The sequence below is a fragment of the Dyadobacter sandarakinus genome, assembly GCF_016894445.1.
GTDB lineage: Bacteria > Bacteroidota > Bacteroidia > Cytophagales > Spirosomataceae > Dyadobacter > Dyadobacter sandarakinus.
Genome location: NZ_CP056775.1, coordinates 4,462,933 through 4,478,028, shown reverse-complemented (window position 1 = coordinate 4,478,028; position 15,096 = coordinate 4,462,933). Strand labels below are relative to the sequence as shown.

The following is a 15,096-nucleotide window of genomic DNA, read 5'->3' as shown; positions in this document are numbered from 1 at the left end:
TTAAGAATGTCCCGAATTGCATTGATTACCGGAGCTACTTCCGGCATCGGAAAAGCAACTGCACTGGCATTTGCCGGCGCAGGTATTGACCTTATTCTTTGTGGCCGCCGCCAGGACAAGCTGGATGAGCTGAGTGCCTCGCTGCATGCCAAAGTGCAGGTTACCAGCCTGATTTTCGATGTCAGAGACAATGGAGCTGTGCAGGCGATGGTCGCCTCCCTGCCTGATGCCTGGAAAAACATTGATATACTCGTCAATAATGCAGGTAATGCACACGGCCTGGGTACCCTTGATGAGGGTGATACCAATGACTGGGATGCTATGATCGACAGCAATGTAAAAGGCTTGCTGTACGTATCCAAGGCTGTAATCCCGCTGATGCTGGAAAGAGGCAAAGGCCATATTGTCAATATAAGCTCAATTGCCGGCAAGCAAACCTATGCAAACGGAACGGTTTACTGTGCTTCCAAAGCTGCTGTTGAATCCATCAGTGAAGGTATGCGGCTCGAACTGACGCAGCATGGCATCAAGATCACGAATGTGGCTCCCGGCGCCGTAGAGACTGATTTTTCACTGGTTCGTTTTAAAGGAGACAAGGAGCGGGCTGAGAAAGTATACCAGGGATTTGAGCCATTGCAGCCGGAAGATATTGCTGATGCTGTTTTATACGCTGTCAATGCACCTTCGCGCGTTACCATTGCCGATGTGACCATTCTGGCCGGGGCGCAATCAGCCGCTACGACGATTCACCGCAAATAAGTATTTTCAGGGATGCACAGGATGAGATTAGGATCGGGGCAAGCGGCCAGATAGTAATCGCGATCCTGCCAGCTGCTTACACCGGGATAGTCGCCTTTCCATTCGCCCATATTTTCTATAACCTGAAAATGCAGATGCGGAGGCCAGTCGCCGTTTTCCGGGTAAAACCCTATGGAAGCAAAGCATTCGCCGGTGCTGATTTCTTTTCCTTCGTATAAGCCATGCAGTGATTCCAGCGATAAATGTCCGTAAAGCGTGTAAAACCGGGCACCTTGCAGCTCGTGTGCAAGAATGATCGTGGGACCATAATCACCGTAGTGGTTATTGAATGCAAAACTGTGAACCTGTCCGGACAAAGGCGCATGCACGGGCTCACCGGCTGTCGTCCAGATATCTGTTCCGAGGTGAATGCTTCTCGGTTGGGTGTTTTGCTGAAAATGTTTGCGGGTACGGTAAATAATGCGGTCTTCTGCATACCCGCCGATTCCCAGGTATCGGTTATTTTCTAACATGACACCCGAAACATACTCCGCAAATACAGCTGTTTCTGTAAGGTCCAGCCGGCTTAGGTCAGCATTACCGGAAGAAAAGTCAAGCCTCCGGTAGGGCTTTGAAGAGGCGATTACCTTTGCAAAGCCGGAGTATGCTGTCAACTTTTCTGCCAGTACCTGCATTATTCGTTCCAAAATTATCTGGGATCAAGAGCAAATTTGATCCTTTGCAAAACATCCTGTAAATGATACTTGGTGATCTTGTCAGGTGCTTTCAGTATGGCTGCCTGTAAAGTCGTTTTCAGCCCTTCAAGATGGGCGCGGGCTACGGAGGGCAGGTCTGTCTTTTCCAGCTCCACCATTTTGGTTGAAAAACCATACGTTATACCAACCGGAACCGACTGAACGCTGGCCCGTCCGGGTTTCAGCAGGTCAATCAGCTTTTCAGTATAAACTTTTTGAAGATTGCGGCGGTACAGGTCAATACACTTCGCACTTTTCGTTTCCGACCATATCCCGGACTCCAGTTCGGTAAACAAATCATCCAGTGTAAAATATTTGGAAGAAAGCCCGGTTTCCATCAGCCTCACAGCCCGGTCGCCCGCAAAGAGCGAGGTAAGCGCATACTCCTGCAATGATTTGATAGCCTCAACGCCGGTTTCGGGTTTGATCTTATTGAGAATATCCTGTTCCAGCAGCCAGACAGGCGTTTTAAAAAGCTGGTTGTTCAGAAACGTTACGGCTTCTTTCTGAATGCTCTTGGGTACGGTCACAAAAGCAGGGCCTTCCATATCATAAGTCGCAGGCGTATCATAAATCCCGCCGATATTCTTGATCGTATGGCCCAGGTAACGGCGGTACTGAGCGATTACATTCTGGTAAATCTCGTCAAGCTCCTTGTAGCTCTCACCATCCTCCCGGCTCCATTCAATCAGGTTCGGCAAAATGCGCTGCAAATTTTTAATCCCGTATTCAGACGCTTTCATGGCATTGTCGCCCAGGTCTTCGGTTTGGTACCTGGGATCGTACGGGCTGATTTCTGTACCAAAATGCAAACGCGGATTTTCGTAAGCGTATATCGTCCATGCATTCAGCCTGGCCTTTTCCGCTGCGGGGCTGTCCTGCAAGTTGCTGTAACCCCACTTGATGGCCCATTTATCATAATCGCCGATGCGCGGAAAAAGGTTGGTAATGCTGTCTTCCGGCTGGGCTACATAGTTGAAACGTGCATAATCCATGATGGAAGCCGTATGTCCGTGCTCTTCCACCCAGGCCTTGTCGCGCAGCTTCTCGACCGGCGTGGCGGCACTTGCACCCATATTGTGCCGGAGTCCCAGCGTGTGCCCGATCTCGTGAGACGAAACAAAGCGCACGAGCTGGCCCATCAGTTCATCGTCAAACTTCCGCTTGCGGGCATTTGGATCCACGGCACCAGCCTGGATAATGTACCAGTTGCGCAGCAGCCGCATCACATTGTGGTACCAGCCGATATGGCTTTCCAGGATTTCGCCGCTGCGCGGATCATGTACATTGGGCCCATAGGCATTCTGAATGTCAGCCGCGAAGTACCGGATTACGGAGAACCGCGCATCTTCCAAGCTCATGGTGGTGTCGTTTTCCGGCCAGTACTCACCCCGGATTGCATTTTTCCATCCGGCTTCTTCAAATGCCACCTGCCAGTCATCCACCCCGGCTTTCAGGTATTTACGCCATTTTTCGGGCGTGGCAGGATCAATGTAGTACACAATAGGATTTTTGGGTTCAATGAGCTCACCTTGTTTCTGCCTTTTTGCATCTTCCGCATTCCTGGGTTCCAGTCGCCAGCGTACGGCAAAAACTTCGAGGTCCGAGCGTTGTGACTCTTCACCAAAAATGGCATACTGATTGGCAAAGTAGCCCACCCGACTATCAAAAATGCGTTTTCGCATCGGCATTTTGGGCAGCAGGATCAGGGAAGTATTCATCTCCATGGTCACTACGCCCGCATCCAGCCCGGGCGGCAGATATTGTCCGATCGAGGGGGTAGGGATAGGAGACAGGAGCTGGGGGGTTATTGCAAATGTTTTCACCGTCCTGATTTCCGTATTGATCGGGAAAGTGCTCATCTTTTGAATAAAAGAAGCCTCTTTTTTAAATGCAGCCAGTTTGAGCAGCTGCTTGCTGACCGAGCTGAGGGAGAAAACCTGGTTATCGGAATTAAAAAAGTCTGAAACTTCAATCACGGATGCTTTCTGCCCGGTGTCCTTTTTGACGGCCTTAATATCAAATACGCCGATAATGGGGTCAGAACTTGAATTCCGGACAGCCTGGTAAATTGGTTTGGTACTGTCAGGACTGGATACCACAATCGTCACGGACCGGAGCAGGAGGTTGTTATCAATGCCTTTTTCCCACCGGATCATTTGCCTGTTCACCTCTTCACCTCCGAATATACCACCACCTGCTGCTGTTTTTGAGTAGCGGGTGACCGCCATAATATCACGGCCGATCAATGTGTCGGGTATCTCGAAATACCATTTTTCATTCATTTTGTGAACCGAGATCATCCCTTTCTGGCTCACCACATTATCGTCAAAAAAATCCTTGAATGATTTGGGATCTTTCCTTCTGTCGTCTTTAAGCTTGTCTTTTACTGCCGTAGCCACTTCTTCTACGACCTTGTCCATTTTGGTGTCTTCTTTTTTGTCTTCCGGCTTCCTTTTCTTTTGTGCAAAAGCGTGGTTGAAAAAAAATAGTGTGAGGAATGTAAAGAGGAGAAAACGTCTTAGGTTCATTGCAGCATGTTTATGTAGTTTGTGTATCTGGTAAAAATTTAAAGGTCGAACAGTTCGGCAAGCACGCCCTCTTTCAATGCATAGGAGGATACCTGGATTTCGGAGATGCGGTGGGTTTTCAGCACATAATCCACCAGGCACACAGCTACCACAATCATATCTGCCCGCAGTGTGATCATGCCGGGAATTTGCATGCGGTCATCATGATTTCCACTTACAATAATGGAGAATGCGCGGTAGAATTCTTCGAGCGGAAGGTTAAAGTCGGTTTGCTCCCGGGGTGCCCGGTTTTGGGTACGGTGTTGAAAATCAATATCAACCAGGGTGTCAAATGTGCCTGAGGAGCCTACAAGCTTACGTGGCGCATACTGGTGTACTGCATTGGCGAGCGGGATCAGCGACTCTTCGAAGTAGTTGTAAAGGTTCCGGCGATCGGCGGGTGACAGAGGGTCATTGCGCATAAACTTTTCAATAAGACGCTGCCCGCCGATTTCAAAGCTCTGCTTCCAAAAGATCTGTGCATTGTTGCCTATGATAAATTCGACACTTCCGCCCCCTATATCCATGATCAGCGCCGGTTCCCGGCCGATAGCTGCACCGGAGCGGACGCCCTTATAGATGTATTCTGCCTCGCGGTTTCCGTCTATCACAGTAATGCGGATGCCGGTTTCGTGAAGCATCTCCGCGCAGAAAGCATCGCTGTTGTCCGCATTCCGGACGGCACTGGTCCCGAATGCGAAAGTGTTATCCTGGCTAACCTGGAACTCGTCAAGTTTTTCGCGAAAGAAGCGGAGTACTCCCAGCGCCCTGGCGGACGCTTCTTCGGTGATCATCCGCTGGTTGATCCCGCCGAGGCCGATGCGTGCAGGTCTGCTTTCCTGAAATACAGGTACAACAATCCCGTCTTTTTTGTCTGCAATCAGCAGGTGAAACGTGTTTGTTCCTAAATCAATAATCCCCAGTCTCGAATTCATCTCGAAGCTGTCAGCGCGTTTAATGTCCTTCTTGTCAATGCAATTGTTGCAAAAATAACCTAATTTAAATTACTAATTTTTTGATTTTTCGTGATATATACATTTTCTTTGCAGTCCGATTTCAGAGAACAATTCAAAAAACATTATAAGTTACAGCATGCTTATCATTAACATCAAAGACAACGAATCAATCGACCGCGCTCTTAAGCGTTACAAGAAAAAATTTGAAAGAACAGGTACTATGCGTCAGCTACGTGCCCGTACTGCTTTTGAAAAACCTTCTGTAAGACGTCGTTTTGAGATCTTGCGTGCGGTTTACAAAGAAAAAACCTACGGTCACCTGGAAGACTAGATCCTGAAAAGGCTTGTTTTCTGAAATTGGCCGGGAAGATCATATCCCATTGTTAGCCTTATGGAGCTGTCTTGTGAAAGACAGCTCTTTTTTGTATGTTGCCCCAATGATAGGCGCATTCCTGGAATACCTTCAATTCGAAAAGCGGTCAAGCGCTCATACGGTAAAATCCTACCAGACCGACCTCGATCAATTCAGCAAGTACCTGCTTTTTCAGTACGATTGTGCCGAGCCCGAAAATGCGGCTCCACCCATGCTGCGTTCCTGGATTGCCAGTTTGATGGATGAAAAGATGAATCCGACATCTGTAAACAGGAAAATCGCTACGCTGCACGCATATTACCGATTTTTGAAAAAGAAAAACCTGCTCCGGAACGATCCCTCCAAGATACTGTCCTCCCTGAAAACGCGTAAAAAGCTGCCGGCATTCGTAGAGGAAAAGTCTATGGAGCTGATGTTCGGCCAGGAGCTTTTTGCCGACGACTGGCAAGGCGTGCGTGACCGGACGATCATGGAGCTGCTCTATGGTACGGGCATCAGGCTTTCGGAGCTGGTGCAGCTGCAAACCCGCGATGTAGACCTGAAAGCGCGTACGATTCGTGTTTTTGGAAAAAGGGCAAAGGAGCGCATTGTTCCGCTCCCGGCATTGCTGGTACAATTACTTACCCGTTATCTGGAAGTACGCTCGCCTGAGGAAGATACGGATACGCTTATTATTACCGACAGTGGAAAGGAAGCGTACCCGGTATTCGTACAAAGGATTGTTAAAAAGTACCTTTCCGCAGTGACTACGCTGCCCCAAAAAAGTCCGCACGTACTCAGGCATACCTATGCAACCCACCTGCTCAACCGGGGTGCCGACCTGAATGCAATCAAGGAATTGCTCGGACATGCCAATCTCGCGGCCACGCAGGTATATACCCACAACTCCATTGAAAAGCTCAAAAAAACGCATGAGCAGGCACATCCGAAAGCCTGAAACCGATTTTTAAACCTATATTTGCTCTCGTTCCAACACCCGAATATTATATTGTCGCTCCCTATGAATAACAGTTTTCAGGACGCAGTCGTAACGAAATACAATATTTTTAATAGCCTTTTTCTGAGCCTGCCATACCGGGGTATTTTCCAGACAGGCTCTTTGCTTCCCATCCTGACCCAGCAAAGTGAGATCGGGTTTCAGGAGGGTAAAACCCCAAGGCAGATTATTGAACATTTCTTTTCGGAACTGCTGGAAACTGCCACGCCCAAGGAGCGGGCAGACCTGCTTTTTGCATTCATACAGTACATTGAAAGACAAGTAGTTCTGTTTGATTCGGTAGAGGATGCTGCATTTGACCTTACCCATGATCTGGCCGGAAAAGGTTCCGTCAGCTATTTTACAGAGCGGCTCGACAGTCCTGAACTGAAAAAGAAGCTGCTTGCCAAGCTTGAAGATTTCAGTGTCCGCATCGTGCTTACAGCACATCCTACCCAGTTTTATTCGGGCAAGGTGCTGGGCATTATCAATGATCTGGAAGATGCAATCAAAAAGAATGATTTTACAGAGGTAAACCAGCTTTTGCTGCAGCTTGGTAAAACTGCCTTTATCAACCACGAGAAGCCTACGCCGTTTGATGAAGCAGTGAGCTTGTGCTGGTTTCTTGAAAATGTATATTATGACGCAATCCCGTCCATCATGGTCAAGCTGATCAATGGACTGGGTATGAGCGTGCACGACTGGCCTTACCCGAATGTTTTCAGGCTGGGCTTCTGGCCGGGCGGTGATCGCGACGGTAACCCGTTTGTGAATCCTGAGATTACGCTCATGGTGGCTGACCGCCTTCGCGAAACGGTTTTGCGCGGCTACTATCGTGATCTCCGGACATTGAAACGCCGCCTTACTTTCAAAGGTGTCGACGAGGCTGTATCACTGGCCGAAAAGAAAATGAACAGTACGATTTTCGGTCCGTATGAAGAAGGTTACAACAATCCCGAAGAACTTATTGATGAGCTTCTGAAAGCGCGTGAAGTGCTTGTAAGCAAGCACCAGGGCTTATTCGTGGAGCTGCTGGATAGCTTTATTTTAAAATTAAACCTTTTCGGGTTTTTCTTTGCCAGCCTGGACATCCGCCAGGACAGCCGCAAGCATACCAAAGCCTGGGAGGACATTCTGAAAAGACTTGAAAAGAAGATTCCACTGCTTAAATACAGTGATTTTGAAGGATGGGACGAGGATAAAAAGATTGATCTCCTGCTGTCGCTCAACATTCCTTTGCGTGACGAGGACTACGAAGATCCACTTACCAAGGACATTCTGGGATCTATCCGGGCTATCAAAACCATTCAGGAGAAAAGCGGTGAAAATGGTGCCCACCGTTATGTGATCAGCAATAATACCTCTGCATTGAATGTCATGCAGGTAGTAGCGCTGGCCAAAAACCTGATCGCAGATGAAGATGGCAAACTTGCGCTGGACGTAGTGCCATTGTTTGAAACGGTGGATGACCTTGCCAATGCGCCTGACATTATGCGGCGTTTGTACCAGAATGACTACTACCGCACCCATGTACAAAACCGCGACAACCATCAGACGATCATGGTGGGGTTCTCGGACGGTACCAAGGATGGCGGGTATCTTCGTGCTAACTGGTCTATTTACCGTGCCAAGGAAGAGCTGACCAAGGTTTCAAGGGAGTTTGGTATTAAAGTGACCTTTTTTGACGGTCGTGGAGGGCCTCCGGCACGTGGTGGTGGTAACAACCATAATTTCTACTCATCACTCGGCTCTGATATTGAGGACAAGGAAATCCAGCTGACCGTGCAGGGGCAAACAATCAGCTCCAACTATGGTACTGTCACTACGGCGATGTACAATCTGGAAAGGCTGTTTACTGCCGGACTGGAAAACCACCTTTTCCGAGATAACAGGGTAGTGGATGAACTGGCCCCAGAAGACAAGGAACTGATCGAGGAAATGGCGGAAGCTGCATATAACTCATACCTCGACCTGAAAAGACATCCCAAGTTTGTCAAGTATCTGGACAAGAAAACACCGCTTCGTTTTTATGGTCAAACCAACATTGGCAGCCGGCCTACCAAGCGCGGCAATGACGATGAGGGACTGAAATTTGAAGATTTGCGCGCTATACCTTTTGTAGGTTCATGGGCGCAAATGAAGCAGAATGTGCCGGGCTTTTACGGTTTTGGTACAGCAATCAAACAAATGGCAGAGGCCGGCCGGAAAGATGCAATCGCACAGCTGTACCAGAAGTCGTTGTTTTTCCGCACCCTGATTGAAAACTCGATGCAGTCGCTCTCCAAAGCATTTTTCCCTGCTACCAAGTACCTGCGGGATGAGGAAGAGTACCGGGAGTTTTGGGATAAAATGTACGATGAGTTCCTGCTCACCCGCGACCAGCTTCTGGAAGTGTCGGGTCAGAAAGAACTGCTCGACAGCAATAATGTAACGAAGGTTTCTATCAAAACCAGGGAGCGCATTGTACTGCCGCTGATTACCATCCAGCAATATGCCCTGCAAATGCTTGCAGAAGATCCCAAAAACCTGCCGGTAGATGTGGAAACATACAATCAGCTGATCGTACGGGCCATGTTCGGGATCATCAATGCAGCCAGGAACTCGGCATAAGCACATAAAATTTCCAAGAAAGCCCTCAGTCGACACAATGTCGGCTGAGGGCTTCTTAATGAATATAATAAGGCGGCGGCAGCTTCGCATAAAAGACGACCTTCCGTAAACCGCACGGTATCGGGAAAGAATTTAAAATAATCTTTCGGTCGATGTGCTACCAGTGTACATTGAAACCGCCCTCGCATTTCATTGGTTTTAGTGTTAAATGATTCATAGGATTGTAAATCACTTGGGAAAGCGTGGAGGTACAAGTTTAGCATAGTATTGACCTTCGGTAAACCGTAGGGTATCCGGGAATACTTTTTTGAAAAGCCTGGGAGGCTTCAACACAAAAGTGCATTTGAATTGTCCCTTTATTTCTCCGGTCTTGGTATTAAATTCCTGAATATCAAAGTAATTTTCTTCATTTTCCAGAATGATAAAACTGTCTCCTCCGACATCTAATTCCATTTGAGAGAATAATAGACAGACAATCCTGTTTGAGGTGTCGCATTCATTCAGGATCTCGGATGTCAGGGCATATCTTCCTGGTTGAGGAGGAATATTGGTAAACATCAGCTGCTCCTGCCACACCATGCGCTCGTCATAAAGTACATTGTCGAGGATGTACCTGACTGCGGAAGGACAAGCGTCATTTTTGCTTGAAAACAGTTTGAGGGTATGGTAAGCATTTGAATACGTATTTTCCCAAGAGCGGTTATTCACTTTGGCTATTAACAAGCCTGACGATGAAGGGAAAGTCAGAGGTTCGCACGTGATGAAAATTCCGCACAAGGCCAGCACAAGGGTTTTCATCATAAAAGAAATAATCGCCCTTTTCATCTTGCAATTAAAATTTGCTGAGTAGTTGCGATGCCACTTTTTACCAACCGGATGATATATGTTCCTGAAGATAATTGCGCACTGTTCCACTGCTTTGAATGCCAGCCTTTATGCTGCATTTCGCTGTTTTGAATCGTCGCTGCCACATTTCTCGAGTGATCAAGCACCTCCAGTGATACATCTGCATCAACATTCAGCTGATAATTGATAGCGATATTTCCTGCAGAGGGATTGGGTGAAATGATAAAGTCTTCGCCTTCCTGCTCAATGGCAGCTTTGTTTCCGGTCTTATACGGGCTTGGCATTTGAGCAGTGATGGAGATAAACGCAGATACAGATAATCCGCCGCTGCTTACTGTGGCTCTAAGCCATATCTTCTGATTTTGGTAAAAGGGCCAGGTAAATACATCCGAGGTAATGTTTGAAGCAAGGTAGTTGACGCCGTCATAGCTGTAATCCCAGACAATACTGTAAGATCCTACTCCGCAACTATATGAGACTTCATAGCTTTTAATGCCGGGGCTGGTAACGTAGGTAGGACCGTCTACATAGGCAACAGGATGAGGCGGTGGATTGGGTCGAAATCCTGCAATAATGGACGCGCTTTGACTCACACGCAGTGCATTATTCTCATTAGCGGTTCCTGTCGCCCGGCCACTTACCTGAATGTTGGGGTTAGAAAAGTTTAGGAGGCGGGTTTGAGCTTGATTATCACTAATATTCTTAGCGACCATCAAGGTCCTATCCGTAACTATCCCCAGGCCATTCTTTATGTTATAACCCTTCGCATATGTTGGCTGAGCAGAGTCATCTTCATCATGCCTGCAGCCGTATAAATGGCCTAATTCATGAGCAAAAGTTTTCCGTGACGTAGTGCACCAGAGTTCAACGATGGAGTAAGAACTGTCACTTTTTAAGGTTTGAGTCTTAGATGCGCCTCTCGCGAGCCCGTTCCCATACATTCCGTCAGTATACATTATGACCAAGTCTGCTTGATACTGATTACGAAGATTCTTGGCAGCGGGATCTGTGCACAACTTGAGTATGTCATCTTTAAGACTATTATGATCTTCTACAAAATTGATCGGGGCAAGTCCGACGATTGTAGGAATTGCGACACTGGAAATTCCGCTGTTATAAATTGCTGACTTAAACTGGGCAAGTGACAAGTCAGCATAACTTGCTAATTCTGCAGGACTACTTACCAGCGCCAGTGCTTTCGGCGTGTATAGTACCAGGATTCGCGGTGTGGGAACTTCCTGACAGGGCCATAATTTTGCATTTTGATTACCTGATTGCGGTACCTGATCAGCAGCTATGCGTTCATTCACATGATCTTTTCCATCTGACGATGTTGTTGCACAACCTACATCATCCGCCACGCGCGGATCAATCACATGCAGGCAATGCATTCCGGAAGGTGCCGGTAATATTTCATAAACTCCTTCCGGTGTTGAAATGTGAGCTGAAACTTTACCACGTTTGGAAATGACTATCACCGTTCCCCTGTCTTCATCTGTTTTCCCGATCCACTCGTATTCTGTGTCTGAGTAGTACTCAACATGGCTGACTTCTGCACGCACGGGTCTGTTCCTGCCGGGAATGTCCAGTTGCAGCACGCCATCTTGCTGCGATGAAGCCAGCGGATTCAATTTGATAAAGTAATATGCAGCCAGATCAGGGTTTCTTTTCAGGCGGGTTACATATTCCCTGACTTCCTGAGTGGAAGGAATGTCTTGTGGATTTATCGCCTGAATAAATGTTTGATGTTGCGCCCATGCAACGTTTACAAGGCAGAGCAGGAGTGCGATTGCCAGCACAGGCAGATTAATGCGAAGTATTTGTTTTGCCATCATGCGAAGTATTTTTCTTGCATTATAACAATACTATTTTGGATAAAATAGGCTCTTCTCTTTACGTTTATCTGGCGGTCGTTTTTCCAAACCATCGGTTTTAAGCAGTCCCAATACAGGTAGTAAATGCCGGATGGTTCTGATTTTGCATTGCAAAATCAACGCTTTCTTTTCAGGGGAGGAACATTCTTTGAGTGAAAAATGCCGTGTGTAAAGCGAAGCGTATCAGGAAGGTAGGCTAGCAGCAATGGGGAATGCGTGGTAAATGTAACCTGGAATGTACCTGTAATTTCCTCATTTTCAGGATTGTACTTTGTGATTTGAAAGATGTTGCTTTCGGATGGCACTACGTTGTAGCTTCCCTCCACAACGTCTCCATCCGCTGTGCAGATGTAAAGCACTGCCCGCACGGAGTCGGACGCTCTGCATTCATAGTTTATAATCTGCGGATGAACTTTATACTGGCCGACTTTCAACGGGAAGTTTTCAAATCTTAACTCACGCCTCTCCTCTCCAAATGTGGAGAATAAGCTAGACACAAGATGATTTTCCCGGCTACATGCGTTTGCGGAAGCATCTGGAAAAAGGGCCTGGGTAACCTGGTATGCATTCCTGTAAGTGCTCTGCCACTCCTGTCCATTCATATCCGCATTCATGTAACCCCAGGAGGTGAACGGCGGTAAATTACTTTCTGAACACCCCAGCAGGGCCATAAAGCAGTACGTCATGCAGCTGAATATTAACCGTTTCATACACTTCCGATTAGGATTAAGATGAGCTGCATTGTAGGAACATTCTGGTAGAAAGATGCAGCACGACATAGATACAATGAGCAAATGGCACTTATCATTTATCAATGAGCACATGTAACCGGAAAAGGTAAATCGAACTACGACCAAATTTTCCTGCAATAATTAGTAGACCAATAGTTGAGGTGACTTATAATTAGGCGTTACTCAATGCTGAACCTCAACTTACACTCCGCATGACACATCATTCCGATCATCGTGCCTACTTTTTCAAGATAGATACGACCATCAAAAAGATTCGAAATGCCTTGCAAAAGGAGCTTAACGAAGCTGGCTTTGACCTGACTGTCGACCAGTGGGTGCTGATTGACCATATTTTCCGTAAGCAGGGCGTCAGCCAGAACGAACTTGCCGAGCTTACCTTCAAAGACCCGCCTACCGTCACCCGCATTATTGATCTGCTCGAAAAGAAAGGCCTTGTCCAGCGCGGACCGGCAGCCGGGGACCGTCGTAAATTCAATTTATTTCTGACGAAAGACGGAGAGTCCATTTACGACCAGGCATTCCCGATTGTAGCCGATATCAGGCGCAAAGGGTGGGGTAGTCTCAATGACTCTGACTACCAGCATTTTGTACGGATTATGGATTCAATCTACGCTAATTTCACCTGAGCATACGCATAGCACAGGTATGGGAAAAGGAAGGCTGCCTCAGGGAAGTTCTTCCTTTTTTTTATGGTCTGCACTCCGGGAATTTACATTCGGTTTAAACCTTTTCCACTCTTTTGCATCTTACTGTTAACCGGTGCAAGGCTGCGCAGCTGTACGGCGACAGTCAACCGGTGTTTGATCTTTTACTTTATTATTCATTTTCAAGCCATGAAAAAAGCTATTTTGCTGGGTGCCCTTTTGCTGGGCGCAGTTTCATTTCCCTCTTTCTCACAAACTAAAACTTCCCATGCCGATACCCGCAAGATTGAGGTAGCCGGTTTTTCTGAAATGGAGATCGTACCCGATGAGATTTATTTTAACATTTCCCTGAGGGAGTACTTTGAAGACGAAAAAAACCAGAAGAACAAGGTTGGTATCAGCACACTGGAAAAACAGCTGATACAGGCAGTAACTGCCGCCGGTTTTCCAAAGGAAGCATTATCCCTGAGCGGAATAGGCGGCTTTCAGAATTATATCGACAACAAGAAAAAGCCTGCATCTTTCCTCGAAAGCAAGCAGTACGAGCTCAAAGTAGACAAAGGTGATAAGCTGGACGCCGTACTGGCCAAAGTGGATAGCCGGGGTATTAACTTCGCCAATGTAGCGCGGGTTGACCATTCCAAAAAAGAGGAATTCAAGAAACAAGTGAAGGTGGCAGCATTGAAGGACGCCAAAGAAAAGGCCGGCTACCTTGTCAAAGCATTGGATGAAGACCTGGGTCAGGTGCTCGAAATCCGCGAGCTGGACGAATCGGTGTATTATCCGCAGCCCATGATGATGAAGGCACGGGCATTCACACAGGCCGAGGCGGCAGACGCAGTACCCGACAGCGATGTTCAGTATCAGAAGATTAAAATCAGCTACCGGATGCAGGCCGCTTTTGAAATTCAGTAAACAGGCACAATTTTTTCAGTGTAAATGATCTGAATTTCAAAGTTTAACAAAAAAAGTAACTGGAAATCATGAGCAGTAACGCGAAACACCTTGCCACATTTATCCTGGGCGCAGCTGCGGGAGTAGCCGCACATAAGTACCTTCAGTCAGAGGAAGGAGAGAAACTTCTGGAGGACCTGAAAAGTAAGGCCAACAACCTCAAAACCGATGCGGAAGGTGCTATTGACAAAGCACCGGAGTACTTCGATGAGCTGAAATCCAAGGGGACGGAAAAGCTCAAAAACAGTTTTCCTGATGCCGAAGGCTTTTTTAAAGAGCTCTATGCCAAATTCGTCGGCAACAAGGAGGATGAGCCGGTCACCGCAACGCCTGAAAATACGCCGATTCCCGATCCGATATCCTGATATGACATCCCTGCCGGTACAGTAAATACGGCAGGGATTTTTTTTGATCAGCGATCCAGCAGATGATTGATTTGTGCATATTGGATCAGCATGATTGTTTTGGCATCCCTGATCTCCCCATTTGAAACCATATTTACAGCCTGGCTGAATGGCAGTTCAAGCACTTCTATATGCTCCTGCTCATCTTCATGCCCTCCTCCCTGGCTGATCTTCATATCGTCCGAGTACTCAGCCACAAAATAGTGAAGTATTTCTGTCACGGATCCCGGTGACATGTAAGCTTCAAATATCTTCTTCACCGAAGTTAGCCGGTAACCGGTTTCTTCTTCTGTTTCCCGCCGGATACATTCCTCCGGATTATCCCTATCCAGCAGGCCTGCACAGGCTTCTATCAGCATACCGGTTTCATTTCCGTTGGTGTAAGTCGGGATCCGGAACTGACGGGTCAGTATGACGGTCTTTTTTTCTGAATTGTAAAGAAGAATGGCTGCTCCGTTGCCGCGATCATAAGCTTCTCTGGCCTGCCGCTCCCAGCTACCGTCGGCTTTGCGGTAGTCAAAGGTATATTTCCGCAGCGTGTACCAGTTATCGGACAGTATTTCTTCCGAGACAATGTTAACATCATCATTTTTCATGAGTGATCAATTTTGATTATTTATGATTTATTTTGATCAAATTTATAA

Annotated in this window: 14 protein-coding genes; 7 read left to right on the top strand and 7 right to left on the bottom strand. The window is 47.2% G+C overall.

From position 1 onward, the window contains the following. Positions 1-6 precede the first annotated feature (6 nt). Positions 7-759: an SDR family NAD(P)-dependent oxidoreductase gene (locus HWI92_RS18225; RefSeq protein ID WP_204657932.1), complete on the top strand. Its 753-nt coding sequence runs from the start codon at positions 7-9 to the stop codon at positions 757-759. Here HWI92_RS18225 and HWI92_RS18220 read toward each other — a convergent pair. From HWI92_RS18220 to HWI92_RS18210, 3 genes are read right to left on the bottom strand one after another with little or no spacing between them, the layout of a single operon-like run. Beyond that, positions 747-1,445, bottom strand: a complete 699-nt coding sequence (locus HWI92_RS18220) for a peptidoglycan DD-metalloendopeptidase family protein (RefSeq protein WP_229248244.1) — start codon at positions 1,443-1,445, stop codon at positions 747-749. The genes HWI92_RS18225 and HWI92_RS18220 overlap by 13 nt on opposite strands. A 2-nt stretch (positions 1,446-1,447) precedes the next feature. Then, positions 1,448-4,024 (bottom strand): zinc-dependent metalloprotease, encoded by a 2,577-nt coding sequence (locus HWI92_RS18215; protein ID WP_204657930.1) that lies wholly within the window; start codon positions 4,022-4,024, stop codon positions 1,448-1,450. Between the two features lie 38 nt (positions 4,025-4,062). Further along, entirely contained in the window at positions 4,063-4,998 is a 936-nt protein-coding gene (locus HWI92_RS18210; RefSeq protein ID WP_204657928.1) for a Ppx/GppA phosphatase family protein, read from the bottom strand. Between the two features lie 157 nt (positions 4,999-5,155). Here HWI92_RS18210 and rpsU point away from each other — a divergent pair, with 157 nt between their 5' ends. From rpsU to HWI92_RS18195, 3 genes are all read left to right on the top strand, one after another. Continuing rightward, entirely contained in the window at positions 5,156-5,350 is a 195-nt protein-coding gene (gene rpsU, locus HWI92_RS18205) for a 30S ribosomal protein S21 (RefSeq protein ID WP_204657926.1), read from the top strand. A 106-nt stretch (positions 5,351-5,456) separates the two neighbouring features. Further along, on the top strand, positions 5,457-6,329 hold the full coding sequence (locus HWI92_RS18200) for a tyrosine-type recombinase/integrase (protein WP_204657924.1): 873 nt from the start codon (positions 5,457-5,459) through the stop codon (positions 6,327-6,329). 63 nt (positions 6,330-6,392) lie between these two features. After that, positions 6,393-8,978 carry a phosphoenolpyruvate carboxylase gene (locus HWI92_RS18195; protein WP_204657922.1) on the top strand — a complete coding sequence of 862 codons (2,586 nt, stop codon included), beginning with the start codon at positions 6,393-6,395 and terminating at the stop codon, positions 8,976-8,978. 228 nt (positions 8,979-9,206) lie between these two features. On the opposite strand, the gene HWI92_RS18190 is transcribed toward HWI92_RS18195, so the two are convergent. The 3 genes from HWI92_RS18190 to HWI92_RS18180 form a co-directional block, all read right to left on the bottom strand. Next, positions 9,207-9,686: a hypothetical protein gene (locus HWI92_RS18190; RefSeq protein WP_204657920.1), complete on the bottom strand. Its 480-nt coding sequence runs from the start codon at positions 9,684-9,686 to the stop codon at positions 9,207-9,209. A gap of 113 nt (positions 9,687-9,799) precedes the next feature. After that, positions 9,800-11,659, bottom strand: coding sequence for a M12 family metallo-peptidase (locus HWI92_RS18185; protein ID WP_204657918.1), 1,860 nt, complete (start codon positions 11,657-11,659; stop codon positions 9,800-9,802). 155 nt (positions 11,660-11,814) lie between these two features. Next, entirely contained in the window at positions 11,815-12,384 is a 570-nt protein-coding gene (locus HWI92_RS18180; RefSeq protein ID WP_204657916.1) for a hypothetical protein, read from the bottom strand. A 257-nt stretch (positions 12,385-12,641) separates the two neighbouring features. Here HWI92_RS18180 and HWI92_RS18175 point away from each other — a divergent pair, with 257 nt between their 5' ends. The 3 genes from HWI92_RS18175 to HWI92_RS18165 all read left to right on the top strand — a co-directional run bounded on the left by HWI92_RS18175 (position 12,642) and on the right by HWI92_RS18165 (position 14,413). Further along, entirely contained in the window at positions 12,642-13,076 is a 435-nt protein-coding gene (locus HWI92_RS18175; protein WP_204657914.1) for a MarR family winged helix-turn-helix transcriptional regulator, read from the top strand. Positions 13,077-13,283: 207 nt separating this feature from the next. Further along, positions 13,284-14,009: an SIMPL domain-containing protein gene (locus tag HWI92_RS18170; protein WP_204657912.1), complete on the top strand. Its 726-nt coding sequence runs from the start codon at positions 13,284-13,286 to the stop codon at positions 14,007-14,009. 68 nt (positions 14,010-14,077) lie between these two features. Continuing rightward, positions 14,078-14,413 (top strand): YtxH domain-containing protein, encoded by a 336-nt coding sequence (locus HWI92_RS18165; RefSeq protein ID WP_204657910.1) that lies wholly within the window; start codon positions 14,078-14,080, stop codon positions 14,411-14,413. Between the two features lie 47 nt (positions 14,414-14,460). Here HWI92_RS18165 and nudK read toward each other — a convergent pair whose 3' ends face one another. Continuing rightward, entirely contained in the window at positions 14,461-15,048 is a 588-nt protein-coding gene (gene nudK, locus HWI92_RS18160) for a GDP-mannose pyrophosphatase NudK (RefSeq protein WP_204657908.1), read from the bottom strand. Positions 15,049-15,096 lie beyond the last annotated feature (48 nt).